The 25200-nt window shown below is 38.4% G+C and carries 23 protein-coding genes; 5 read left to right on the top strand and 18 right to left on the bottom strand.

Features of this window, described 5'->3' with window-relative positions; translation table 11 throughout:
- Positions 1-3 precede the first annotated feature (3 nt).
- Genes IW16_RS12675 through IW16_RS12665 form a run of 3 tightly spaced genes read right to left on the bottom strand, consistent with a single transcriptional unit; the run spans position 4 to position 5234 of the window.
- Positions 4-1320, bottom strand: a complete 1317-nt coding sequence (locus tag IW16_RS12675; protein ID WP_051890190.1) for a lysine N(6)-hydroxylase/L-ornithine N(5)-oxygenase family protein — start codon at positions 1318-1320, stop codon at positions 4-6.
- Positions 1313-3739 carry a GNAT family N-acetyltransferase gene (locus tag IW16_RS12670; protein ID WP_034744768.1) on the bottom strand — a complete coding sequence of 809 codons (2427 nt, stop codon included), beginning with the start codon at positions 3737-3739 and terminating at the stop codon, positions 1313-1315. The genes IW16_RS12675 and IW16_RS12670 overlap by 8 nt, the downstream gene beginning before the upstream one ends.
- A complete protein-coding gene (locus IW16_RS12665) occupies positions 3711-5234 on the bottom strand; it encodes a pyridoxal phosphate-dependent decarboxylase family protein (RefSeq protein ID WP_034744765.1) in 1524 nt (507 codons plus the stop codon). The genes IW16_RS12670 and IW16_RS12665 overlap by 29 nt, the downstream gene beginning before the upstream one ends.
- 217 nt (positions 5235-5451) lie before the next feature.
- On the opposite strand from IW16_RS12665, the gene IW16_RS12660 reads away from it, so the two are divergent.
- Entirely contained in the window at positions 5452-6549 is a 1098-nt protein-coding gene (locus tag IW16_RS12660) for a Fe(II)-2OG oxygenase family protein (RefSeq protein WP_034744762.1), read from the top strand.
- A gap of 99 nt (positions 6550-6648) precedes the next feature.
- Here the strand turns inward: IW16_RS12660 and IW16_RS12655 are convergent, their stop codons facing one another.
- From IW16_RS12655 to IW16_RS12610, 10 genes are all read right to left on the bottom strand, one after another.
- Positions 6649-7527, bottom strand: a complete 879-nt coding sequence (locus IW16_RS12655; RefSeq protein ID WP_034744759.1) for an alpha/beta hydrolase family esterase — start codon at positions 7525-7527, stop codon at positions 6649-6651.
- Between the two features lie 13 nt (positions 7528-7540).
- Positions 7541-8131, bottom strand: coding sequence for a hypothetical protein (locus IW16_RS12650; RefSeq protein ID WP_034744756.1), 591 nt, complete (start codon positions 8129-8131; stop codon positions 7541-7543).
- Entirely contained in the window at positions 8121-8597 is a 477-nt protein-coding gene (locus IW16_RS12645; protein ID WP_034744753.1) for an RNA polymerase sigma factor, read from the bottom strand. The genes IW16_RS12650 and IW16_RS12645 overlap by 11 nt, the downstream gene beginning before the upstream one ends.
- Before the next feature lie 239 nt (positions 8598-8836).
- Entirely contained in the window at positions 8837-9649 is an 813-nt protein-coding gene (locus tag IW16_RS12640) for an alpha/beta hydrolase (RefSeq protein ID WP_034744751.1), read from the bottom strand.
- Between the two features lie 141 nt (positions 9650-9790).
- Positions 9791-10360, bottom strand: coding sequence for a Crp/Fnr family transcriptional regulator (locus IW16_RS12635; RefSeq protein WP_034744747.1), 570 nt, complete (start codon positions 10358-10360; stop codon positions 9791-9793).
- Between the two features lie 10 nt (positions 10361-10370).
- Positions 10371-10895, bottom strand: a complete 525-nt coding sequence (locus tag IW16_RS12630) for a GNAT family N-acetyltransferase (RefSeq protein ID WP_034744743.1) — start codon at positions 10893-10895, stop codon at positions 10371-10373.
- Between the two features lie 12 nt (positions 10896-10907).
- Positions 10908-11486, bottom strand: a complete 579-nt coding sequence (locus IW16_RS12625) for a 5'-methylthioadenosine/S-adenosylhomocysteine nucleosidase family protein (protein WP_034744740.1) — start codon at positions 11484-11486, stop codon at positions 10908-10910.
- Positions 11487-11638: 152 nt separating this feature from the next.
- The gene (locus tag IW16_RS12620) at positions 11639-12340 is read right to left on the bottom strand and encodes a DsbA family oxidoreductase (RefSeq protein WP_034745298.1); all 702 of its coding nucleotides are present in this window, start codon (positions 12338-12340) and stop codon (positions 11639-11641) included.
- 73 nt (positions 12341-12413) lie between these two features.
- Positions 12414-13586, bottom strand: coding sequence for an MFS transporter (locus IW16_RS12615; RefSeq protein WP_034744737.1), 1173 nt, complete (start codon positions 13584-13586; stop codon positions 12414-12416).
- A gap of 2 nt (positions 13587-13588) precedes the next feature.
- Positions 13589-14524 (bottom strand): alpha/beta hydrolase, encoded by a 936-nt coding sequence (locus tag IW16_RS12610; RefSeq protein ID WP_034744735.1) that lies wholly within the window; start codon positions 14522-14524, stop codon positions 13589-13591.
- Between the two features lie 158 nt (positions 14525-14682).
- Here IW16_RS12610 and IW16_RS12605 point away from each other — a divergent pair, with 158 nt between their 5' ends.
- Positions 14683-15075: a winged helix-turn-helix transcriptional regulator gene (locus tag IW16_RS12605; RefSeq protein ID WP_034744733.1), complete on the top strand. Its 393-nt coding sequence runs from the start codon at positions 14683-14685 to the stop codon at positions 15073-15075.
- A 2-nt stretch (positions 15076-15077) separates the two neighbouring features.
- Here the strand turns inward: IW16_RS12605 and IW16_RS12600 are convergent, their stop codons facing one another.
- Positions 15078-16223, bottom strand: a complete 1146-nt coding sequence (locus IW16_RS12600) for an MFS transporter (protein ID WP_223878165.1) — start codon at positions 16221-16223, stop codon at positions 15078-15080.
- Between the two features lie 522 nt (positions 16224-16745).
- Here IW16_RS12600 and IW16_RS12595 point away from each other — a divergent pair.
- A complete protein-coding gene (locus IW16_RS12595) occupies positions 16746-17495 on the top strand; it encodes an NUDIX hydrolase (RefSeq protein WP_034744727.1) in 750 nt (249 codons plus the stop codon).
- Between the two features lie 75 nt (positions 17496-17570).
- Positions 17571-18302, top strand: coding sequence for an MBL fold metallo-hydrolase (locus IW16_RS12590; RefSeq protein WP_034744724.1), 732 nt, complete (start codon positions 17571-17573; stop codon positions 18300-18302).
- Between the two features lie 18 nt (positions 18303-18320).
- Here IW16_RS12590 and IW16_RS12585 read toward each other — a convergent pair whose 3' ends face one another.
- The gene (locus IW16_RS12585) at positions 18321-18662 is read right to left on the bottom strand and encodes a helix-turn-helix transcriptional regulator (protein ID WP_051890182.1); all 342 of its coding nucleotides are present in this window, start codon (positions 18660-18662) and stop codon (positions 18321-18323) included.
- Positions 18663-19300: 638 nt separating this feature from the next.
- On the opposite strand from IW16_RS12585, the gene IW16_RS12580 reads away from it, so the two are divergent.
- Positions 19301-19894, top strand: a complete 594-nt coding sequence (locus IW16_RS12580; protein WP_034744719.1) for a Crp/Fnr family transcriptional regulator — start codon at positions 19301-19303, stop codon at positions 19892-19894.
- Between the two features lie 92 nt (positions 19895-19986).
- On the opposite strand, the gene IW16_RS12575 is transcribed toward IW16_RS12580, so the two are convergent.
- The 3 genes from IW16_RS12575 to IW16_RS12565 are packed head-to-tail and all read right to left on the bottom strand — an operon-like array spanning position 19987 to position 24966.
- A complete protein-coding gene (locus IW16_RS12575) occupies positions 19987-22128 on the bottom strand; it encodes a DEAD/DEAH box helicase (protein ID WP_034744716.1) in 2142 nt (713 codons plus the stop codon).
- Positions 22125-23441, bottom strand: a complete 1317-nt coding sequence (locus IW16_RS12570; RefSeq protein WP_034744713.1) for an ATP-binding protein — start codon at positions 23439-23441, stop codon at positions 22125-22127. The genes IW16_RS12575 and IW16_RS12570 overlap by 4 nt, the downstream gene beginning before the upstream one ends.
- Positions 23434-24966 carry a tellurite resistance TerB C-terminal domain-containing protein gene (locus tag IW16_RS12565; protein WP_051890180.1) on the bottom strand — a complete coding sequence of 511 codons (1533 nt, stop codon included), beginning with the start codon at positions 24964-24966 and terminating at the stop codon, positions 23434-23436. Before IW16_RS12565 ends, IW16_RS12570 begins: the two co-directional genes overlap by 8 nt.
- Between the last annotated feature and the right edge of the window lie 234 nt (positions 24967-25200).

The following is a 25200-nucleotide window of genomic DNA, read 5'->3' as shown; positions in this document are numbered from 1 at the left end:
ATTTTATATTTTGACCGTTGGCATTGCAGCATGTTTTTCTACATCAAAATCCTGAAAAGCGATTTTCTTTTCAATTTTGTAATGTTCTCTTCCCAAAATATCATTGATGATATAAGAGTTACGGTAAGCAGCCATTCCAAGGTCTGTAGAAATATAGCTATGGGTATGTACTTCTGCATGAAGCACATAGATCTCACCACCGTTATGGTCTATGGAATAATTCCTGTTGACCGCAAATAACCCTGTGGAATCTCTTTTAATTCTCGACTGAATATTTTTCAGAAAAGCAGGTTCATGATAACGGTATCCTGTACCTACCACCAGATAATCAGCTTCCTGCTCATAAGGAACTTCCTGCTCAAGCTGTGTGAATTGAAGGATTAAATGTTCCGGATTGGTATCGTCTACTCTGTCTAGCTGACTGTTTGGAATGATGGTAAGGTTTGGATCAGCATTGTCAATATTCAGATCATAGATGAAATCATAAATCTGGTTGATGAGGTCATAATTAATTCCTTTAAACTGTGCCTGCTGCTTACTTAATATTGATTTTCTTGCCGCTTCATCCCTGCTGTAAAAATAATCTACATAATCAGGAGAAGTAAGTTCCAAAGTCAGCTTTGAATACTCCATCGGAAAGAAACGGTCCGGACGTGAATACCATCCTAAGTGGGTATCTTCGTCACGGCTTTGTAACAGATCATAAAAAACCTCTGCCGCACTCTGTCCTGAACCGATTACCGCAATTTTTTTACCCTGAGCCAGAAGTTCTTCTTTACGGTACAGATAAGAACTCGTATGAAGAATACGTGAATCCTCTTTCGGAATAAACGAAGGTAGGTGTGGCTGTGTACCTGTTCCAAGAATCAGTCTTTCTGTTTTAAAGATTTCTGTTTCATTAGTTTTAGTATCAATGGCTGTAATGATGTATAGTCCATCTTCATACACAATATCTACAACCTTTGTTGAAAAACGGCACTGTGGCAGCTGACTTACCACCCATTGGCAATACCGGTTATATTCTTTACGGGGAATGAAAAAATCTTCCCTGATAAAGAATTTGTACAGCCTGTTGGTTTCTTTCAGATAGTTCAGAAGGCTTAAAGGATTTGTAGGATCTGCCATGGATACACAGTCGCACAGAAAAGGAGTCTGCAGTGTTACATGATCGATCATTAATCCGGGATGCCAGTCGAAGCCGTCTCTCTGATCAAGAAAAAGGGTTTTTAATTCAGAAATCGGATTGGATAAGGCGGCAAGTCCCAAATTAAAGGGGCCGATCCCTATTCCGATCACGTTGTATATGTTTTCATTATTCATGTTCAGTGATTTTTACGGTGAATTGTACATCTTTGTTCTGAGGGAATTTTTCCCAATACCATTCTCTGTAGCAGAAGTTCAGGTTGGCTTTTTTGTGCGGCATTTCAATGACTTTATCTACTTTGAATCCGACATGAGCCTTGTTCATCATAGATGCCAGAGAATCTACAGAGCCTTCACCGACCATTTTTCCAACTTCCGGCTGGCCAAATACATAATCTACCATAGACTGTGTGGAAGGAGAAACATATTTCTTCTTCGGGTCTGTTGGTGCAATAAACTGGTGCGTTCCGTAATCGGTTGGAAGCACATCATAGTAATCTCCCACTATATCTCTGCATGGCCAGTATACCTCAATATTACAGGAAGGCTCACCATTGCTCATCACGATATAGCTGTGTGCCTCATCACCCGGCAGCATCAAACGGTAATATGTTTCCAGCTCGTCGATCGGCCAGTTCATCTGCCAGATTTTGACAGCGTGTTCACGGTTAAACCACTCATGAAGCATTTCAAGATCTTCATCTAGATCCATCGGTCTCATGGTGATGGTCACATCATCCTTCTGGAAATAACGCTTGAAGAAAACCTCTTTTCCTTTTGGATGAATCAATTGATCTGAGAAATAATACTGGTGAAGAAGATTCGGAACTTTAGCATAAGAAATAGCGGCAGCACTTGTGATCCCATCGATTTCATTAGCGACAGCCTTAAAGTTGGTTTTAGTTCCCCAATGACGGTTTTTAAGTGCATATCTGGTGAAATCTGACGGCATTTCGTGATGAATCTGTTCAAATTCGTTATGCAGAATATTGATCAGTGTTTTTTCTTTAATCCATCCCGTTTTTCCTAATGATGCAACCAATGCTGAAAGGTTGCTCACCAAAACATGATAAGAGATTATATCTAAAAGACGTTCATCCCTGATGAAAAGATCTTCAATTTCAGGATAATCCTTTGAAAGATCTGTGTATTGATCCCTTGAGCTTTCTCTCAGTAGATAGCCCTGTGCGTCTCTTACAAAAAGAGTCTGTGGCAGCAGTTGCTCATCCAGTTGAATCAGAAGGTTCTGCTGGTGAGCCTCAGGAGCCATTCCGTATTGGCTGTATAAATGATTTAAAGGAGCAATCAGTAGCTGAACATATTTTGCAAACCAGGTAGTCACAGATTCTTCAAGTCCCGTTCCCAGTTTTTCCGAAACATCTTTAAAGAACTGCTGGATAAAATTCTGTCCGTCTGCAGGCTCGTCCTGACAAAGCCTTGCCAGCAATAATATTTTATCTTCCGGCAAAAATGGATTTTCGCGGATCAGAAGATTAAGACTTTCTTTGTTTTTATCCTGATGATAAACACCTAAGGTCACAGGTTCCAAAAGCAACCTGAACTGATTAAAATCCTTTTCAAACGAATATCCTGCATGCTTACGCCATAAGGCAGATGCATACCCTCTTTTTAAGTCTTTCTCCGTATTGATTCTTATCGATCCCGTTAAAAGAACATTTAAAGAAAACTTAGGCATCCAAGGAATATTTGGACTGTACATACTTCTGATAGAAGATGTTGAATAAAATTCTTCTCCAAAAGCTCCCATATGGATTAAAGTCCGGTCTTTAATCATTGCGGCGCCCTCTTCGACAGACAAAAGATAATTGGCTTCCCAGGGATGACACGGAACAGGATAGAAATCAGAAAGCTTTTCACCTTCGTTAAGGTATTTCTGTTCGATATCTTCAGGTAATGAAACGATACTTTGTAAAAATTCACTGTAAGGCTGATCTAAAACTGAATTTTCAAGAACACAGCTTTTGTGTACCAGGAAATACTCCAGTTGAATCCCTTTATTGAATTCCGGACCGTACAGAAGCTGTTCTTCTCTCGAAAACCCCATTCTGGCTTTTGTAAAAGGATGGAGGTTATGTCCTACCGGAAGATGCTGTTCGGATTCCAGAAAAGAATAGGTTAAAGCATCTTTATCCTGCAAACCTTCTTTCATGATCATTTCAAGGTTTCTTAAGCTGCTGTGAATCCTTTTCGTAAACAGTTCAAAACCTTTTTCATTGAACTGCCCGGAAAGTTCGCGGTAAACCAGTGCGGTCAGCTGATCAACATCCGGTTCGAAAACCTTTTGATTCTGATGATCCACCACCCATAAAGTCTTTCCGTAATCATGGAAAGTACTTTCGGAACGGTAAGCAACGGGAGCAAATAAAAAGATCCCGCTTTTCTTTAATTCAAATCGTATGTGTAATGGATATGTACTGTTTTCCAGTGCCAGAGCAGTAAGAGCGTCATATTTGGGAACTCCCTGATAAAATTTTCCGTTTCCAAGTTCCCGGAGCATTCCATTCAGAAGAATCCGTACTGTGATCTCCTCTGCTTTCTGTGTAAGCTTAGTTTGCTGTACCAAAGTCTTCTCCATGTGCTTTTATTTTATTTAAAATTTGGTGAACATCTTCTGTGGTCGTTATAGGATTAAGGAAAGTAAACTTCAGATAGAAGTTTCCATCCACTTTGGTGCTGGCTACCAAAACTTCTCCACTGTAAAACAGTTTCATCTTGATATATTGATTCAAAGCATTCAGGTCCCCCACATCAGATCGGATATAACGGAAAACCAGAACGCTCAGATCTGTATCGGAAAGCAGTTCGAAATGTGGATTTTCGGCGATCATAGATGCTACATCTTTAGTGAGATCTATGACAGTATCTGTATATTCTGCAAGCTGATCCTTGCCCATCATTCTTAAAGTAAACCACAGTTTCAAAGCATCGAATCTACGCGTACTCTGAATAATGGATTTGTTGATCTGGGCCGGGATTTCCTCTTCATCCATTTCTGCAGGGTTCAAATAGTCTGCATGGTGTTTCAGGATTCTTAATTCTCTTTTATTTTTCACAATAAAAGCACTGCTGCTGATGGGCTGGAAAAAAGATTTGTGATAATCTATCGTTACCGAATCTGCTCTTTCTATACCATTCAGAAGATGACGGTATTTTTCGCTTAATAACAGGGCACATCCGTAAGCTGCGTCTACGTGCATCCAGATATTGTGATGCTCTGCAATATTGGCTATATCTTCCAGTGGATCTACGTTTCCGAAGTCAGTAGTTCCGGCAGTTGCTACAATTCCGATAGGAATATTCCCCAACTGCTCTTCTCTCTTCATGTATTTTTTCAGCAAAGTGATGTCCATACAGAATCTTTCATCGGTAGGAACTTTAACGATACATTTTTCGCCCAACCCCATAATAGAGGCATTCTTTAAGTTACTGAAATGCGATTTATCTGAAACAAAAATTCTGAATCTCCCGGCTTCCGCAGGAAGACCATCCAGTTTAATATTATGGTTGTATCTTTTTTGAGAAAAGCAGTCTCGCATCATTACCAATCCCATCAGGTTGCTCTGAGATCCGCCTGCAGTGAAAACACCGTCGCTATCAGTACCATAACCTATCTGCTCAGCAGTCCAGTCGATGAGTTTCCTTTCCATGAAGGTACCTCCGGCACTCTGATCATAGGTATCCTGAGAAGAATTGATGGCGCTGACAAGGATTTCTCCTGCCAATGCCGGAATAACGATAGGACAGTTAAGGTGTGCCACGTATTGGGGAAGGTGAAAAGCAGTCGCATGCTTTACATATATAGTATCTACCTCTTCAAGTAGCTCCTGATACGAAGATAGTTTTTGATTAAGGTCTATCTGCTGTACCATGCCTTTCATTTCTTTGGCTTCTATTCCGCTGAAGGGTTTGTCGTTTCTGTGAAGAAAGGTTCCTACCAGGTCCAAAGTTTCTTCGACAGCGGAACGGTAATGATCATAATTGTCAGTATGAAAAATATTTCCAAAATTCCCCGAAATGTGAGGTAAGGAAGCGCCCAGGATGTCTCCGGCGGGCATTTGATTGTTGTTCATATGGTATTTGTAAGGTGATTTTTTAAATCAATAAGTTGTGTGAATTCTGTATAGTATATAGGTGTATATACTTGAAAGTCAAGTTTTTATTTTTTGCATTTTCTCAAGTTTTTTTTGGGTGATTGATAAATTATTCATAATTTTGAACAAGCTATTGTTATTTAGAATAATTAAAAACAAATATAAAAATTATATTCACACACCAAATATTTTTTTAATGAATTCGCTAGAAATTTTAGATAACGACAGTATTACTGCGGTAAAACTACTTCCCAGAGTCATTGAGATCACCTCTCAGGAAAGAAGAATGATACAAGATGCAGCGGCGCATCTTCAGAGAAAATATGGCAGCTATGAAAACAGAGACTTCATTACCCACGTTCATCAATTAGCTTCTTACTTTTTACCGGAAAGAATTCTACATATAGCAGCTGACTTTGCCAGCGACTTTTCAAAAGATCAGTACGGTGCCCTTGTATTTAGGGGATTAATGGACATTGATCAGGAAAACATTGGAAATACTCCGGCTAACTGGCAATCTGCAGATTATTCCAAATTCAATATTTACGGTTTTGCCTGTGCACTGATCCACGGCGCACTCCCTTCCAAACCGGTACAATATTATTCCCAGCGTAAAGGAGGCGGACTGATGCATGCGATCATCCCGGACGAGAAAATGAGAGAAACACAGACCGGATCAGGATCTGCAACAGATCTTTATGTACATACCGAAGATGCCTTCCTGAAACATCAGGCTGATTTTTTAAGTTTTATGTATATCCGGAATGAAGAACAGGTACCTTCTACCCTATATTCAATACGTTCTCATGGATCTATCGGGGAAAATTTCAGACCTCTTTTTGAGCGTATGTACAAAATTCCGAAAGATGCCAACCTGGAAACAGATGTAGAGGAAGAAGAAGCATTGGATGCCGTTCTGTATGGAAACTATGAGCTGCCTTTTATGAGGTTTGATGCCGCAGAACAGTTATTCAATCCGAGCATTAAGCAGACTGATGATGCCCACAGCCATCTGACAGAATTTTGGGAAGAAGCAAGAGATCTTATTTATTCAGGTTTCACACCTCAGGCAGGAGATGTCATATTGGTCAATAACCATTTATGTGCTCACGGAAGATCAGCTTTCCGGGCAGGTGTAAGAAATGTTGACGGTGTAGAACACCGTTGCGAAAGGAGAATCATGCTCCGTATGATGAGTAAAGTAAGTCTGATGGAAATGAGAGCTCACACGCTTACAGAAGATCCGTTCTTTGTTATTGAAGAACATTTGGGTAAAAACTTTAAGCATATTTAAAAATTTCAGGTAATATCTGAAAATGATCTATAGTAAATCCTTTTTAAGACTTGTGCTTAAAAAGGATTTTTATTTTTGGATGAAAGTTTTTTTAATAGTTTAAAGTTCCTGCTTATTAAAAAATTCCCACATATATTCATTGAAATCTATTTCTTTAGAAGTCAGTCCTATGGGAAGTCCTATATTAAAATCATCGGCTCCGGGCCAGGTATGACCCCCATTTTCAATAGATATTAAGGTAACGTATTTCTTTCCCGTCTTTGTCTCGATAATTTCAGCACTTGTTTTATCACTTTTATCCGGATCATGTTTGATCGTTTTTTCTCTGCCTATTTTTGAATTCCCTTGTGTCTGCCAGTACTGATAGGATTTCGGAGCAGAAAAATATCCATTATTCTTTCCTGTATAATCTACAACCGCATCGGCTTTGCCATGCACCATCAAAACTCCTATCTCTTTTCTGTCTTTATGATAATAAGCTACAGAATCCGGTACAGAAGCACCTGCTGTAGCAATTGCCGAAAATCTGTGAGGGAGTTCTGCCGCAATACGGTGGCAAAAAAATCCACCTCTGGACAACCCTGCCGCAAACACCTTTTGGGTGTCTATCTTGTAATCTTTTTCAATCTGGTTAAGAAGTGTTTCTATAAAGCCGATATCATCCGTGCCTTTTTTGTAGGACATTCCAAAACCCACATTCCAGTCTTCTTTAATTCCTTTGGGGTAAACTGTAATAAAACCATGACGGTCTGCTGTTTTATTCATTTGAGTATAGAGCATTTGTTCTACCGGGGTCATACCACCGCCGTGGAAATTAAAAACAACGGGATACCTCCGGGAAGCTGCAGATTCATATCCTTTTGGAATATAGACGATGTATTTTCTTTTTACGTCATTGTGCTGTAAGGTTTTAGTTTGTCCCAAAAGGGCATGCGAAAACAGTGCTGTTACAAACAGCAGTACAAAATTTCTTGTCATAATAAGGTATATTTTAGGTATTGATATCCTGAAGAAGCTTTTCAGCAGTCAAAATGAATGAAGCTGTTTTTTCACGGCTCTTCTTTTCATACAAAGGTCTGATCACCATCCAGATCAAAAAATTGATGAATAAAAACAATAGGAAGGTTACTGTGATTGCTGTATTTGATACACTTATTTTCTCAAAAGAATAGATAAAAAGAGCTGTTACAAATAGTGATAAGCTGAAACAGTTTACGATAATTCTTTTTTTATTCTGACCATTCGCTTTGCTTTTCATATGCTGCAGAAACTCCTGACTGCTTAGTAAATATTCACTTTTATGAAATTTGACAGATGTCCAGGAATGATACAGGAGAAAACTGCCTGTAAACAAAAGAATAAATTCTGAGATGCTTTCATAAATGCTGTTCAGTTTGTCGGTATAGATCACGTAAAAGATCATCAGCAGGGCAAATGCACTCACAGAAATATACCAGCGCATCACCTGAGCATTTTTCTTTTTTCTGAGATTTGAAATCTGTTCTTTTACCAGATCAATATCAGGAACCCGGCTTTGCGCAGAAAGCCAGATGTCTTTTATATCTTCAAAACTATTGTTCATCGGTTTTCATTTTTTTTGATAAAACATCTTTGATCCGGTGTATTCTGACCCTTACATTAGAATGATTGATGCCAATGATCTCTCCGATCTTCTCCTGAGCAACATCTTCCAGGTAAAGTCCGATGATCAAACGGTCAATTTCAGAAAGTTCTTTGATACAATTTCTCAGCCTGACCAATTTCTCATCTTCATGAAGTGTTTCGGAAGCTTCGATTTTTGTGAAATTATAATCTGTCACGGTTTGATTCCTTTTTTCATTCTCGATCTGTCTAAGACATTTATTGGTTGCGATCCTGAAGATCCATCCGGGAATATTGCTCGTATTTTTTAAAGATCCCAGGTTTTCAAATACCGTAATGAATGTTTCCTGCGTAATATCTTTAGCCATATCCACATCGTTAAAATATCCATGGCATAACCTGAATATTTTGGGTGAGTACTGCTGATATAAGTTTTCAAAATCCATATACCTTATAAATCCATAAGCTTAAAGAATGTTACAGAAAATTTTATGAAATGTAGAAAATAATTTAGAAAAGGTGAGAACCCAAATACTGCTATAAAAAAAACTTTCCCGGCATACAAGATACTACCAGAAAAGTTTTTGATCGATGAAGGAAAAAAAAGAAATCCACAATAACTTTAACCAACACTACTTAAGTATTTAGTTTAAAGACAAATAAACACATTTAAATAAAGTTGATTTTAATGCTTAAAAAATTGATCAAATAAAGTCAGCTGTTCAGATAGTGATCTGCTCCAGTACTGATCATCATGTGCCCCTAAAGATTCTATATACAGGTGTTGAATTTTAAGATCAGTCAGTTTTTTGTGAAAGTTTCTGTTCATTGCAATCATCTGTGTGTCCTCCGTCCCACAGTCAAAGATATAACGTTGGTCTGCAGATGACATTAATTTAACCTTATTATCTGTCAAAAATTTAGGGTTTAATGAAATCAAAGGTCCCAATACTTTGCCGACCTGGTATTTTATATAGCCTTCGCCGAAGGAGTTAAAATCCAAAGCGCCACATGAACTTCCCACAATACCAAATGTTTTACTGTAGGTGGTGCCAATATTTACTGCGCCATAGCCTCCCATGCTCCAACCCACGATCCCCCGGAATTTTCTGTCATTTTTCACCGGATAGTTTTTATTAATATAGTCCACCAGCTCCTGCCCGATAAAAGTCTGATACTGTGACCCTCTGATCAAGGGACTGTCGGCATACCATGAATCAAAATTTCCATCGGGCAATACATAAATCATCTGAAGTTCCTGTGCCTTCTGAACCAAATCCGGAATATCCTGTTTGATGGTCCTGTCCGGATTTCCGCTGTAGCCATGAAGAATATACACAGATGGATAAGCAGCTCCCTGTTGTATATCAGGCGTGATAACAATGGTCTTGATATTCCTGTTCATTTTGGCACTATACACCTCCTTATGAATGACCTTTTGTGCTGAAAGTTGTGCAGATATCATCAATACACATACAATACTTGCTGAATTTTTCATATGTTCCTGTTTAATTTACGAACCATAGATATCTATAATTTAAGCCATTTTAATCTGCTTCTGATTTGATCTATGTTCATTTTCTGTTGCAAAGATGCGGCCGATACAATCAAAAAGCCTCAACATATGTTGAAGCTTTTATCATTTTATTTCTTTTTTTATTCGGCTTAGCTGAGTGGGCGTAATACCCAGGTAAGAAGCAATATGATGCTGTTTCAGTCTGTTATAAAGCGATTTGTTTTCCAAAAGCTGGAGATAGCGCTGTTTGGCGGTCTCATGTTTTAATGAAATTTCTAACGGTTCTTTTTTTACCACCCAGTTTTTTTCCAGATAACTGATCTGAAACAGTGCCAGATCATGGTATTGAACGATCAGCTCTCTGAAAGCTTTTACAGGATATTTGATAACTGAGCAATCCTCCAGCGCAACAATATTAAAATCACTGAGTTCCCCTTTAATAATTGCAGCGGTGGAAGCCACAAAACTCTTTTCTTCAAAGAAAATCTTGTAAATGGAATCTCCCTGCTCATCAGTAGTATAATACCCTACAAGCCCTGATTTAATGAAATAATAATATCTGGCCACTGCTCCTGCCTCCTGAAGAAGTTCATTTTTTCGAAATCTCTCTTCTGTACATATATTGACCATCGCTCCAACTGTTTCTTCCGACAATGGATAGTAGCTATTGATCTGTTCTAAAAGTTCTCTCAAAACTAGGGGATTAATCTAAAATTTTCTTCATCATCAGATCAGTCTGATCATCATCTCCCAGTCTGAACGTGTGAGTTCCAAACTCTTCAAAACCGTTTTTCCTGTAAAAGTTCAATGCTCTCAGGTTCTTTTCCCATACGCCAAGCCAAAGATAATTTTTGCCAAAACTTTGAGCGCTTTCCAATGCCTGGTCATACAACAATTGCCCTACTTTTTGCCCATGATGACTTTTTTTGACGTAAATACGTTCTATTTCCAGAGATGTATCATCATCCTTCAGTTCGGTTTGTGCTGCTCCGGAATTCAATTTAAGGTAGCCGACAGGATTATCCTCTTCCCATGCGATAAAGAAATGAGAATCGGGATTATTGAGTTCCGACTTTACTTTTTCCGTATTAAAACTTTCTTCCAGATAAGTTTTCATGGCCTCTTCAGAATTACTTTCTGCAAAGGTTTCTGAGAAAGTCTGTCTGCCCAGGCTCTGTATAGTTTCAAAATCTTCAGTTGAAGCTGTATTAATGATAATAGATGCCATTTTTCTTTTTTGTTAAAATAATAATTTTTTAAAAGCTTCAGAAGCCAGATGGACCTGAACTGCCCAGTCATCTGCTGCGTCACTTCCTGCATCATCGGAAATATACTTCAAACAGAGAAAAGGTATATTTTCTTTTTTAGCAATCAGGGCAAGCGGATATGCTTCCATATCTACAATATTATAATCTGTTTCCGAATGATTCATCTCAAAACTGTCCCCGCTTCCGCAGATTCCTACTTCAAGACCGTTCATCTGGAGACCATATTCCAAAACAGGTGGAATTCCCGACAAAGGAGTTTCATAAAGACTGAAACCAAGGCCTCTTACATCCATATCCCGCTGAATAAATTTTGTACAGCACACCACCTCACCTTTGCTGAAGTTTTTACTTCCTGCCGAGCCGAGATTGATGATCAGTTTAGGTTTTCTGAAATGAATTTCCCGGGTAAGTTCTATAGCTGCATTTACTTTTCCTATGCCTGTCACCAATTTATTTTTGTCATCGAAAGCTTTCCCGGCTTCTGAATCTAAGGCAAAGACAAACAGGGTTTCTGAAACAGGATAATGAGCTTCGGCGTTGATTTTTATCATTGAGCGTAAATATTTAAACAAAAATAAGCATTGAACAGATAAAACATACTTTTTTATGAAACCTTTTAACGATAAAAACACCCCGTTTTGAGGTGTTTTATATCGAATATGCTAATTCTCTTTTTTAACTTAAAAAATGAAATTAAAATTATTTAAATACTGCATCCATCAGTATCGCATGAAGCGCCTCCTTCCTGAGAAAGATTTTTAAACGGACTTACTGTTTCTTGGTAAGTCTGCTGAAGAGCATCGGCAAAGACTTCAGAAGGCTGTGCTCCTGATACTGCATATTTTCCATTCAAAACAAAGAAAGGAACACTGGAAATACCATTGTTTTTGGCTTCCTGAATATCCTGATTGATGTCATAATCAAACTGATCCGTTGTAAGAACTTCTCTTGCTTCATCTTTATCAATACCTGAATTTCCGGCAAGGGAAACAAGTTCTTCGATATCTCCTACATTTTTCCCTTCGGTAAAATGGGCTTTAAAAAGTGCATCTTCCATTTCATCCGATTTACCGTATTTTTTGGCAAGATGAAGTAATTTATGGGCAGCAAAAGTATTGATGATCAAAGCTTTTTCAAAATTAAAATCGATTCCTGCTCCTTTTCCAACCTGCGCTACCTGACCAATCATTTGGGACGCCTGATCTGCAGGAAGTCCTTTTTTCTGTCTAAAATACTCGATGGTATTCTGAGGTTTTGCAGCATCTAAGGTGGGATCTAACTGGAAACTCTTCCACTCCACCTCTATTTCATTTTTGAACGGAAGTTTTTCAAGAGCCTGTTCAAAATTATGTTTTCCTATATAGCAGAACGGACACATAACATCCGACCATATTTCTATTTTCATTGTACTGATTTTAATTATTGATGTCATCAAAATTAAGGCTTTTCGCCAATGTAACAAAATTTGTTACACTATATCAGTGATAGGGAATAACTATATTTGGTTTTTCAGTCTTTTTCTCCAAAAAACTTCTCCATACAATCATGATAAAAGCCAATAAGCCAAATACAAGGCCAATCCATGGATTGTAAGCAGCTCCTTTAGCCACAATCATCCATCCACCCAATGTAGTTCCAAGCGTTACCCCTAAGTTCCCGAAAGAGGTCGCCAAACTGTTGGCAAACTCCAGAGAATTCGGTACAGAAGAGATCATATAGGTAGATGCATTCTGGAAACTTGGAGAATACAGGAATCCCCATACGGCTATACTGATGATATTTGCCGGCAGACTGTCTCCTGAGAAATACAGGAGAAATGGCATAATTACAGTACCTGAAAGAAAGAGAGCGGTTGTTTTGGCTACATTCCAGCTCAGCATTTTTCCTGCGATCCAGTTGGCAAAAACACCAATGATCCCAAACAGAAAAAGCATATAGCTTACCATAGTTCCATCCATTCCTTTCGCTTTATTCAGATAATCTGCAAAATAGCTGTAGGTAGAAAACCAGGCTGTTATCATGAAAAAATTCATGGCCGTGCTGATGATAAAAGTCGGCTTCGTTAAAATGGTGAGCTGACTTTTGTAAGATTTTTTTTCTTTCACGGGCATTGCTGGAAGGAGGAAATAGATAGCAGCCAAAGCTATCGTGCTGACCACTCCCTGAATGATGAATGATGATTCCCATATCCATAAACTGGCCAGCCAGGTTGCAAAAGGTACTGTAGTAACCATTGCAAGGGCCACTCCCATAAAGACAATTCCCATCAGCCCGTTCGCATCTTTTTTATCTGAACCGGATACAGCAACAGATAAAGCTGTTGCAATATATACCGGCTGTAAAAATGCAGGAAGTATTCTTACCAGCATCAAAAGCCAGAAAGGTGGAGACATCGCAGAAACAACAGCCGTAAACAGAAATATGGCAATGGCTGCCAACATGACTTTCTTCCTGTCAAATCCGGACATAAACAAGGTCATGAAAGGTCCTGTCAACGCAATGATCAATGCAAAAGCACTGAGCAGCCAGCCGGCTTTGTCGATTCCAATCTGATAATGCTCAGCAATCTGGGGCAGGATTCCTATCACTCCAAATTCCGTAGTAATTACTGCAATGAATCCCAAACATCCTATATATGCGTACTTCTTCATCCCTATTTTTCGACCGTTTCAAGATGTTGCTGGGCAAAAGCAGCTATTTCATTGACAGCGTACTGTACTTCGCTCAGAACCTCTCCCATATGCATAAAGCCATGAACCATATCTTTATAAAAGCTGGTACTAACAGGAACTCCTGCGTCTTTCATATGCTGCACCAACTCTTCTCCTTCATCTCTTAAAGCATCATGTTCTGCGATGAGAACCAATGTAGTTGGTGTATTTTTAAAATCTTTTATCAGAATCGGAGCCGCCAAAGGATTGGGATTAGTATCGCCTTCAGGATGATACCATTTCCAAGCCTGAATACCGCCTTCTTTGTTTAAAACAGGTTCGTTTTCATAGGTTTCCCATGATTTTGTATTAAGCCTGTTATCTGCTGCAGGATAGATCAGCACCTGAAATTGAAGAAACTCTCCTACCTGTGTTGAAACACCTGTTGCAAGGGCTCCTCCCGCGCTATCGCCTATAATTCCGATCTGATCCGGATCAATTCCAAGAGATTCTGCATTTTCAACAGTCCATTTTACGATGTCGATGCAGTCATTTAATCCTGCAGGAAAAGGATGTTCCGGGGCCAGTCGATAATCTGCGAAGATGACAGCTGATCCTGTAGTATTGGCTAATTTCCTTACGACAGCATCATGGGTTTCGAAACCTCCGGCTATAAACCATCCTCCATGGATGTAAATAATAGCTGATGATTTTTGAATATTCTTCCCTTTCGGACGGTAGATACGGATTGGAATCTGATGATTTTCCAACGGAACATTCAATTCTTCTATCACGGAAACGGATTCTTTTTTACCGCTAAGCTGAAGCGACATGGCTTCAAGATATTTTCTGGTATCATCTAAAGGATTCTGTGCGTTGAATGACTGTATTTTTCCTAAATGACTGACAATTTGGTTTATTGATGATGTTAGTTCCATAACTTTTTATTTTTTCTGTTACTCTTTGTACAGGGAACGTGAGCGCTATTGTTCCCGAACTGATCTTTCTTTTCAGTTTCTGAGGACAAAATTAAATTTCAAACCTTACATTTGCACTGTATACAACGAATTGTATGGTACTAACAAATTTGTAAGCTATGGGGAAAATAAAGGAAAATTCAACGAATAACATCAATAAAAAGTACATACAGGAATGTGACCTTTCTTATGCAGTCTGTAAGATTGGCGGAAGATGGAAACTATTGATATTAAATAGATTAAAAGATGGAAAACTGCGTTTCAGTGAAGTCCGTGACAGGATCTGTGGAATCACTGAAAGAATGCTAACCCTCCAGCTGAGAGAGCTTGAAAAAGAAGGTCTCGTCAAAAGAACTGTGCATGCAGAAGTTCCGCCAAGAGTAGATTATGAACTCACCAATATAGCCAGAGAGCTGATCCCAATATGGGAAGAGCTCGAAAAATGGGGAAATAAGCACAAGGAATTAGTTCAGGGAAATAACGGAACAGCTCAATCTAGCAAAGAAAATTAAAGTTAAGATTGAGAGGCGTTATTTACTTTATTGCAGAACAGTACGTGCGCAATAATTGCAAGTATTCCGAAAGATGCTCCTACAAAACATACACCAGACCACTGTGCATACTGCCAGGCCAGAGAAGCCAGCCAGGTTCCGAGCGATCCTCCAATGAAGTAAGATACCATATACACGGTATTTAACCGGTTTACAGCATTGGATTTAATCAGGAAATAATTGGTCTGGTTCATAATATGGCTGGATTGAACCCCAAGATCAACCAGAATAACACCGACGATTAATCCCCAGTAGGTTTCGCCAGCAAAATAGGTAAAAGCCCAGCTTCCTACCACAATAAAAAGTGAATACAGTATGATGCGGTTGATATCCAGATATTTCTGAAGTTTCCCTACTTTCGCTGCAGCCAATGCTCCTACCGCACCAGCCAGTCCAAAACTTCCCACTACGGAAGAACCTGCATTAAAAGGAGGTTTTTCCATATGAAATACCAGGGTCGTAAATAAAGCACACATAGATCCAAATGCCATCGCCCCACGGAATGAAGCGAGCTGTAATATGGGCTGTGTTTTAGCCAGATGAGCGACAGAACGCATCAATTCTTTGTATGTTCCCTTAAAATTAGGCTGCATCTCGGGAAGCATTTTGTATACCGCCAGCCACACCAGGATCATCAGCCCTGCTGCAATTCCGAACATGGCTCTCCAACCCCACACATCACCTACTATTCCTCCTATAAATCTGGATAAAAGAATCCCTAATAATAACCCGGACATCACTGTTCCGATATTGGAAGATTTTTCCTTATCAGAGGATAGCTCAGCAGCAATAGGTATAAATAGCTGAGGGATTACTGAAGTGACCCCAATCAGTAAACTTGCGGCATATAGCATCCACAGCTGGGTAGCAAAAGTCATCCACAATAATGAACCAAAAACCAAAAACAGATCGATGAGAATTAATTTCTTACGGAAGAATTTATCTCCCAAAGGGACAATTAACAGCAATCCTAAAGCATATCCTATCTGTGTAAGTACAGAAATTTTGCTTGCTGCACTTTCAGAAACATTCAGATCTTTCGAAATAAGCCCCAATAAAGGTTGGTTATAATAATTGTTGGCGACCACAAGACCCGAAATCACAGCCATGAGCCAAATTACAGTACGAGAAATGCCAGGGGATGAGCTTACCTGCATGATTCAATGAGATTTATTTAAATTTTACTTATAGAATAAAGAATTTCAGATGACAACCGGTAATGTGTTATGATTGGTAAAAATACCGGATCTGGATAAACTATCTACGTCCAGATCTTCAACACTGCTGCCAAATACTACGTCCTTCTTACAAGCGTCAAAGGTAATCATTTTAAAAAAAAGAGGCCGTCCATTTTGGACGGCCTCTTTCAATCAACTATGGCATTTAATCTTAAAATTATTTATCAACAGTAAGTGGGAGCTGATTCTTTTCTTCAATGACAGCCTGCAGAATGCCAGCCATCTGTTTTGTGTTCATTTCTAACGTAAAAATATCTGTTAATATTTCATGAGAATCTTTTTTTTCTTTATTCTTTTACTCAGAATCAATATAAGTGGCTATAGGAAGGATTTTTGGTGAAGTTTCATTTTTTTTTAGCACATTTGTACTAACACACTTATCACACTTGTTCCATGAATCCTAAACAACAGCTATTACAGCAATCAATTGCAGCAAAAGAAGTTTTTCTGCCTCATATTTCAGCCGATCCCGTTATTTTTGGATTTGAGCACAACGAACTTAAAGTGCTTCTTCTTAAAACCAACTACCGAAAAAAATGGCTTCTTCCCGGTGGTTATGTAAGAAAAGACGAAGATTTGGATGAAGCGGTAAAAAGGATACTTAAAGAAAGATCCGGTATAACGGATGTTTATCTTGAAGAATTTGGAGTATTTGGAAAGAAAAACAGAAGTGAGTTTCATTTTGAGGATTTCGATGAAACACTATTCCAGAAACAGCGCTTTATTACAGTAGGATATTATGCATTATACAGTCCTTCGAGATTCCATCTGATCCCTGATGAATTCAGTGAGACCTGTGAATGGGTCTTTTTGAGCCAGCTGCCGGAGATTGAATTTGGCATGGATCATCATGAAATTATACAAAAGGCTCTCTTTACCCTAAGGCAAAAAATATCTACAAAGCCTATCGGACGAAATCTTCTCCCCGAAAAATTCACACTTCCGGAGCTTCAGAAATTATATGAAGCTGTTCTGGGAAAAGAACTGAACCGTGGAAATTTTTACAGGAAAATAAAGAACCTTGGAATTCTCAGGAAGCTTGAAGAACAAAGACGGGGCGGTGCCCATAAAGCTCCTGACCTCTACTCTTTTGATGAAGAGCATTACGCTAAGGCGATGGAAAACGGACTGAACAGCTGGTAATCTGATCGTTTTTTCCGATCGGTCCTATTGAAAAAAAGGTTTTCAGGTTTTAGAAATAATCGGGAAATTTGCAGAATGAAAATTATTCCGCTTAAAGAAGGCAATTTCTCCGCCAGCAGAACGAAAGATTTTACGCTTTTAACAGATGAAAATTTTGATACGGTTAAAGGAATTAAAATGTCTGTCCAGCCTTTTCTGATTGTTACTGATAAGGATTACATTCTCCTTGATGCAGGTATCGGATGGAAAAATACGGATGGAAAAACTGTTATTTCTGAGCTGTTGGAAAAAGAAAATATCAAGCCTGAGCAGATTACGAAACTCCTCCTTTCCCATCTCCATAAAGATCATATTGACGGAAGTATACAAACAACTGAAGATGGTTTTGCACCTACGTTTCCTAACGCGGAAATTTATATTCAGAAGCGAGAACTGGCTTTTGCGATGGAAAACAAAGGAAATCCTTCTTTTGATTTTGACACGCTGGAAAAGCTTATCAGCCTCCCCAATATTGTGTGGATGGATGAAGACTCGGGAAAAATAAATGAAGAGATTTCTTTTGAGGTAGCAGGCGGACATACGCCTTTTATGCAGGTATTCTGGATCAGAGAAAATAATGAAACCGTTTTTTACGGAGCCGATGATCTCCCTCAGGAATCTTACCTGAAATACCATCTGGCCTATAAAAGTGATTTTGACGGAAGGAAAGCTATGGAACTAAGACTGGAATGGCAGAAAAAAGCGGCAGAAGATCAATGGAAAATACTGCTTTATCACGATCTGGATAAAGCAGTGATCCAAATATAATCTGATATCAATATCAGTTTAGAGGTCGTTAAACCATTTGTAGATATCCAAATCAGAAGGAATAGTAAGCTTTTTGCGGATTCTGTTTTTTCTGTTCTGAATGGCTTTCGGGGTTACGAAAGTATAGGTTGCAATTTCCTTTGTGGTAAAGTTGAGTTTTAGGTAAATGCAAAAAATCAGTTCAGAATTTTTGAGATTGGAGTGCACCTTTGTGATCTTATCAAAAAAATCAGGGTAAACCAATCTGAATTTATTCAGCAGTCGTGGTGAATTTTCTTTAGCTAATGCTATTATCTCGTCCTGCACTAAAATCTTCTGGTTCAAATCTTCTAAATTAGATTGTGGTTTTTCGTTTTTCATAATATTTTTCTCATCTCTACTGATTTCTGATGCTTTTCCATATGTGCAGCATCAGTACAAACTCCTCTTCTCCAGCTATATGAATAACTGTTCTATAGTAAGGCTTTGCTGTAATTGATATACTTAAACTTCATAGCTCTGGTTCAATGGCAGAGTTCAATAGGTATTCAGCTTGTCCTGTTATCTTAAAATCCTCCGGCTGAAGGCATTTTTTCCAATTATTTTTAAATGAAACAAAGAAAGAAAAAATGATTAAAATTTTACAGAATTAAAATACCACATACATACCACGCCATGCCCATAAACAGTGTATTTGTTATATTTTGAACCAGGTTTTGAAATCAAGCGATCCATTTATTTATTTTAAACAAATGTAGAAAATTGCGAATCTTATTTTTTATGATCGTAATCAATGTTTTTAAGGATTTTATTCCCTATCCATGATCAATCGGGAACTTATTTTGAAACTCATACTTCCAGAGCCTATGGTACCTATATGGTATGTTCTTTTGAGGAAACTGATTAAAATTGACCGTTCTTTACATTATTGAAATTTAGGGCTGTCCTGTTTATTGCATAATGAAAGACATCAATGGTTAAACATATGTTTAAAATTTTAATTAAGAACCTATTAAACTATGATCGTTGAAGATTTATTAATTTCATTTGGAGCAAAAGCTAAAGAATATAAAGCAGGAGATATTATTTTCCGTGAAGGCGAATTTTCACTGTTCTATCACCAGATTGAAAAAGGGCAGGTGAAACTCAATAATTACACTGAGGACGGAAAGGAATTTATTCAGAATATATTTTCCGCAGGACACAGCTTTGCAGAATCCCTGCTGTTTGTAGACCGTCCCTATCCGATGAATGCGGTTGCTATAGAAGACTGTCATATTTTCAGACTCCCAAAATCGAACTTTCTGAACCTCATCAAGGAAAATCAGGAAGTATCATTAAATGTCTATCAATGCATGGCAGAACGAATGTACTACAAATACATCATGCTCTATAATCTCTCGTTTCAGAATCCGATGCTGAAACTGAAACAGCTGATGGATTATTTTAAAAGCTACAGTGAAGATAAAAGCCCCTATTCTTTTCAAATTCCTCTGACAAGGCAGCAATTGGCTTCACTCACAGGGCTTCGTGTAGAAACCGTTATAAGAGCGATCAAAACGATGGAAAAAGATAAGATTTTAAAAATAGAGAAAAGGAAGATTATGTATTAGAATTTGAAAGCAAAATGAGAGCTCCCGTTAGGGTCTAGTTCACATTCCAGAGGACTTCAGGAACTCCCTTCTCTTTTTATTAAATTCTTTTTTTACTGATTTTCTACAAAGTTTAGATTCTGGAGAAATACATTGCAGCCTTCAAAATCAAAATAGCGGTGTCTCAGCAGCTGAGCCTGAAAAGATACAGGGAGGTAAATTCCCCATTTGGAAAAACTCAAAACCTCAGGAGAGGTCTCTATCAATTCAGCTAAGGCATGATCAAAATTCACGTTATTTAAATTCACATCTTTGAACACGGACATGAAGTCTGATTTCTGTGAAAACTCAAGTTCAAACTCACTTTCGTTTTCGAATAATTCGTTCTTAATGCCCATTCTCTTTAGAATAAAGCTTAAGGTCCTGTTCACTCTTGATCCAGTAAATGAGTAAAAGGTGAGCTTATCATTGCCTGAAAACAGAGGTCTGTCCGTTTGATGAGATTTAAGATCGTAAACAGAGAACTTCTTTCGCATCTGTCTGACGGCTTCCTGCCCGGCTTCATCCAGAAAATCATATTGTTCAACAGACATAAGGATTTCCAGCATTGTCTCACGAATCTTAGGAGCTATATCTGCAGCATCTCCGAAAAAACGGGGTTTATTTCCGTCTTTGGCTGCCATTACTTCTATTTTTTTGGATTCATAATCAATATCTGTAATTTTCCAGATCCTGGCTGATAGATAAATATTCTCATCCGTTCTTATCTGAGGGGATAGCGGAAGTTCTCCTATTTTTACTCCCTGGCTTGAAACCCTGAAAAATACCGGGGTATGGAAAAGCGTATAAAAATCTTTTGTGTTGACCACTTTTTCGCCTTCAATCCCAATAATATATTCTTGCCCAAGCTTTTCCAAAAAATCTATTGCTGTAAGATGAGCGATGATCTCAATGGTTTCTTCAACGGTAATATTTTTAAAGGCTGCGTTCCCACTGATCTCTTCTGAAAGTTTGCTGAGGGTGATTCCTGATGATCCTTTTACTATTGAAAGAAGCTGGTGAACGAGGACGTCGTAAGGTTTACTGTTGATGGAAACCGGCTCAATATAATGTTCTTTAAAAAGCAGCCAGCATGCCGCCGACTGCAGAAGACTCCATTGATTGGTAGCATATAAAAACAGACTGCTGGACTTTCCTTCTCTCCGCCCGCTTCTTCCAACCCTCTGAATCAGCGAAGCGATACTGTGGGTAGCATCTATTTGCGCAACTTCATCTACATTTCCGATATCAATCCCCAATTCCAAGGTCGATGTACAGGATATGCAGAAATTTTCATGGGTACTTTTTTTCGCAAAAAACTCTACATATTCACGAACTTCCTTATCCACAGAAGAATGATGGGAAAAATAATTGGTATGTCCGCCTACTTTTTCCGAAAGTTTCTTAAGTTTTACAGCAACTTCTTCTACCCTACCCCTTGCGTTGGGAAAGACAAGTATTTTACGGTCGCGTGTTCTGATATAAAGATCCTTTAGAAGATCTAACGGAAGTTCTTCTACTGATCCTTCAAAATATTTAAAAACAGCTGTAATAGGCTTGGGATCTATATCCCTGATTACTTTGGTTTTGGCGGGATCTCCCAGAAAATCTTTTAGTTCTGCGTATTTATGTTCATCACTCACCGTTGCCGAAAGTGCCACAGTACTGAATGTATTCTTATTGACTTTCTGAAGCCGCTGCAGCAGAGACTGAAGATGGATACCTCTGTCTGAACCCAGAAACGAATGAATTTCATCAATTACCACATAGTCCAGTGTTGAGAACAGATGATGGATATTGTACGGTTTATTGACGAACATCGCTTCCAGTGATTCCGGAGTGATCAGCACAATCCCTTCAGGAGCTTTAATCAATCGGTCTTTGGCTCCTTTGGAAGCTTCTCCGTGCCATTTGGTGACCGGAACATCCAAATATGCACAAAGCTTCTCCACCCGCGTAAACTGATCATTGATTAATGCGATCAGCGGAGAAATATACAGAACTTTTACGCCCTGCTCCTTAAAATTTACTTTTGAAAGGATGGGCAGAAAAGCAGCCTCAGTTTTACCCGAAGCTGTTCTTGATATTAAAACATAGTTGTTATCAGTAGCAATGATCCGTTGAATTGCTGCTTCCTGGATAGGTCTCAGGCTTTCCCATTTTTGATCACGGATGTATTTTCTGATCGGTTCGGAAAGCAGATTGAAAGCCGTCATATTTCTTCAATACTGTCTAATAGAACAATATCATTCGGTCTTTCGTCGGAAATCTCAATTTCCCCGAAAAGCTGTTTTTTATCCACACCAGGATTCTGACGGATGATATTCAGAATATTGAGGAAATCCCTGATCACCTCTCTTGGTGTCAGAAATTCTGAAGCTCCCGGCTTATTGAACATTTCTTCCATAAAACCAAAAATTTCATCATCGCTGATATTGAGTTCTGTTTTATAATTAAAATCAAAAATAAGCTTCAGTTTTTTCAGCAAAACAAAGATTTCGTTATGATCCAGTGGTGTTAATTTAATCACAGGCTGTGCAAAATCCCTGATTTCAAGGGTTTCGAACTTATTCGTTTCCAGCCTTGACTTTAAAGCCTGATAACTGAACAGTCCTCTTCTTTCGTTTTCCAGAAACTCCTTTGTTCCTGCAAAATTGATGAACAGATTCGAAATTTTACCCTGAAAACAATCGTTGTAAATAGATAGAATCTTTTCATAATTCTTTTCACGGGCAGCTGATGTAGATATTTTATAAAGATTAATCGCTTCATCAAGATTGATCATAAATCCGCTGTATCCCATACTCACAAAGAATTTACAGAAATTCTTAAGCATATCGTAAAAATTGGAATCGTTGATGACTTCTCTTACCCCAAGATCCTGTCTTGCCTCTGTCTTGGTTTTATATTCTCCCTTCAGCCACTTCAATGCATTTCTGCGGAGCATTTCATCTCCTTTGATGTACCCTTCATAGTATTTTACAATCACAGAACCAAAATCAAAACCACCTACTTCTGTAATGTCGTTCACTGTTTTCATAATAGAATTCTGAATCAGTGCAAGGTATTGATCATTTCTGATATCAGTAAGTGAAATATGATTGTCTTCTGCTGTTTTTGTAATCACCTGCTCGATCCATTTTTCCAGTAATGTCTGCAATGCGCCTCCTTCAGGTTTGGTCTGGATCGCAATATTGTCCATGATCGCTGAATATAAGATCACACTTTTCCCATCATTGGAATACAGCCTGTTATCCGGTGTAAAATCTGCATTGGAAACGACAAATTTCTGTTTCAAAGCAACGGTATTCAGTAAGTGAAGCATAAAAGATTTCCCACTTCCAAAATCACCGATCCAGAACTTGGCCATGCTGTGACCGTTTTTCACATCCTCTAAGGCAGTGATAAAAGCATTAATCTCTTCTGATCTTCCTACAGTGATATGCTGCACTCCTATTTTCGGTACCACACCGCTTACCAGCGAATTGATGATAGAAGTTGCTTCTTTGGGTTTAATATTGTCAATCATTGTTTAAAAGTTTTTTATAATAATCAGTATTAATCGTAAAATATTCGTCCTCTTCTTCAATAAGAACATCGTCTAAAGTTTCGAAACAGACATCATTGATCGAATCAATAGTAGAGCCCAAAAACAGATTTTTTGCCTGCAGATACACCGCCATTTCCTCTTGAGCAATATTAAAGCTCTGCTTTTCAAATAAGTCCAGAATTTCCTGCTGAATCTCTGATAAATTCAGTTCCGGAAGATATTTCTGTATATGAATCTCTGGAGTTTGTTGGATGATATTGATCGTCAGTTCTTCCTCGTTATTAGAAGGTATCACTGCGTTTGCAGAAGAATCTCCCTCTTCACCATCCTCTCTGAGGTATTCTTCCAGCAGCGCTACCGTTCCGGAATGCTGTCGCTGCACATCTTCCACTGCATTTCTGTCGATGATGATTTTTTTTCTTTTCGGAAGATACAATCGCACAGCTTTTTCTATGGCTGCATCAAGATTTCTGGTGGCTACGAATTCATTCAGGATCTGTTCGAAATCAGTAAGCTGTTCCGTTGTAGTGAACAGACTTTTCTGAATATTTTTCGTCAGCTGTTTCCTGTCCAGTTTTGACGTGTTCATATCCTTTTCAAAATAATGCAGGTAAAGCTTTAAAGCACAAATTTTATCGTGTTTGGCTGCAAATTTTGAAGCCTCAAAAAATATAGTATCCTGTGAAGGATTTTTAGTGTTAACCTCTGCCAGCCGGAAAATTTCTCTTTCAAATGCTAAGGGATTCGAGTAATCCTCTTTGATGGTATCAAATTTTGTTTTCCAGCGTCCGGTATTGTTTTCATTCAGAATAATATTGGTTCTGTAGTCGGCATCTAGGATCTGATGCTGATTTTCTGTCAGGAAAATTTCAAGTTTTGATACTATTTTTCTGCTGTACTGATGCTGAATATCCGGGTGCGTGTAATTGAAATCTGTATTTATTTTTCTTTTAATGCCATAAACTTCCCTGACATTATTTTCGCATAATTTCAAAATATGATTGAAAATTTCAGTTTGTACAGCATCATAGGTGTAGCGGTAATTCAGACTTTCTTTTCTGTAATTATACTGCAGACAGACAATAATCTCAGACAGTTCCTCAATAACGGTGGAATAAGATTTATTAACCGGAATGCATTGCGTCTGAAGAAATTCTACAGCCCTTAAAAACTGCTTAAGGATCTGTATCCTGCAGTATTCAATTTCGTTGAAAACATTGTCTGCAAACCACAGCCTGTTGAGAACAGCAGTCTGGTCGTCATTCAGGCTAAGCTTTCTAAGGTACTTTTTTCCTATTTTCCAGCTTTCAGGGTCATACTGCGGCTGCGGAATATTTTCCTGAACAGGTTCTTTGTCTGAAAGATCTGTTCCGAAACTGATCGGAATGTCTGACCTTCCGGAAATATCGATGATAGAGTCGTCATCATGCTTATTCTGCATCGTTTCATCCATAGTTATAGTGGAAGTAACAATCTGTAAGTCCGGATTTTCAAAATTAGTCATCTTAATTAAATTGAGTTGTATTGGTTGATTAGTTTGTGCCAATGATAAAATCAGCGTTCTAATATAGCCATATTATCCATTCAAAAATATTGAGAATTAAAAAAAATCCCTTACGGTTTTCCGTAAAAGAAGAAGTTAGAAGATGGGAGATCGAAGCTCTGTACGACAGCATCCGGAAACTCATCTATCAATCCATTACTGGTAATTTATACCTTTGAACTCTGCAACTTTAAA

It is taken from the genome of Chryseobacterium vrystaatense, assembly GCF_000737765.1.
GTDB lineage: Bacteria > Bacteroidota > Bacteroidia > Flavobacteriales > Weeksellaceae > Chryseobacterium > Chryseobacterium vrystaatense.
The sequence above is the reverse complement of the archived record's forward strand: the minus strand, read 5'-3'. Positions and strand labels throughout refer to the sequence as shown.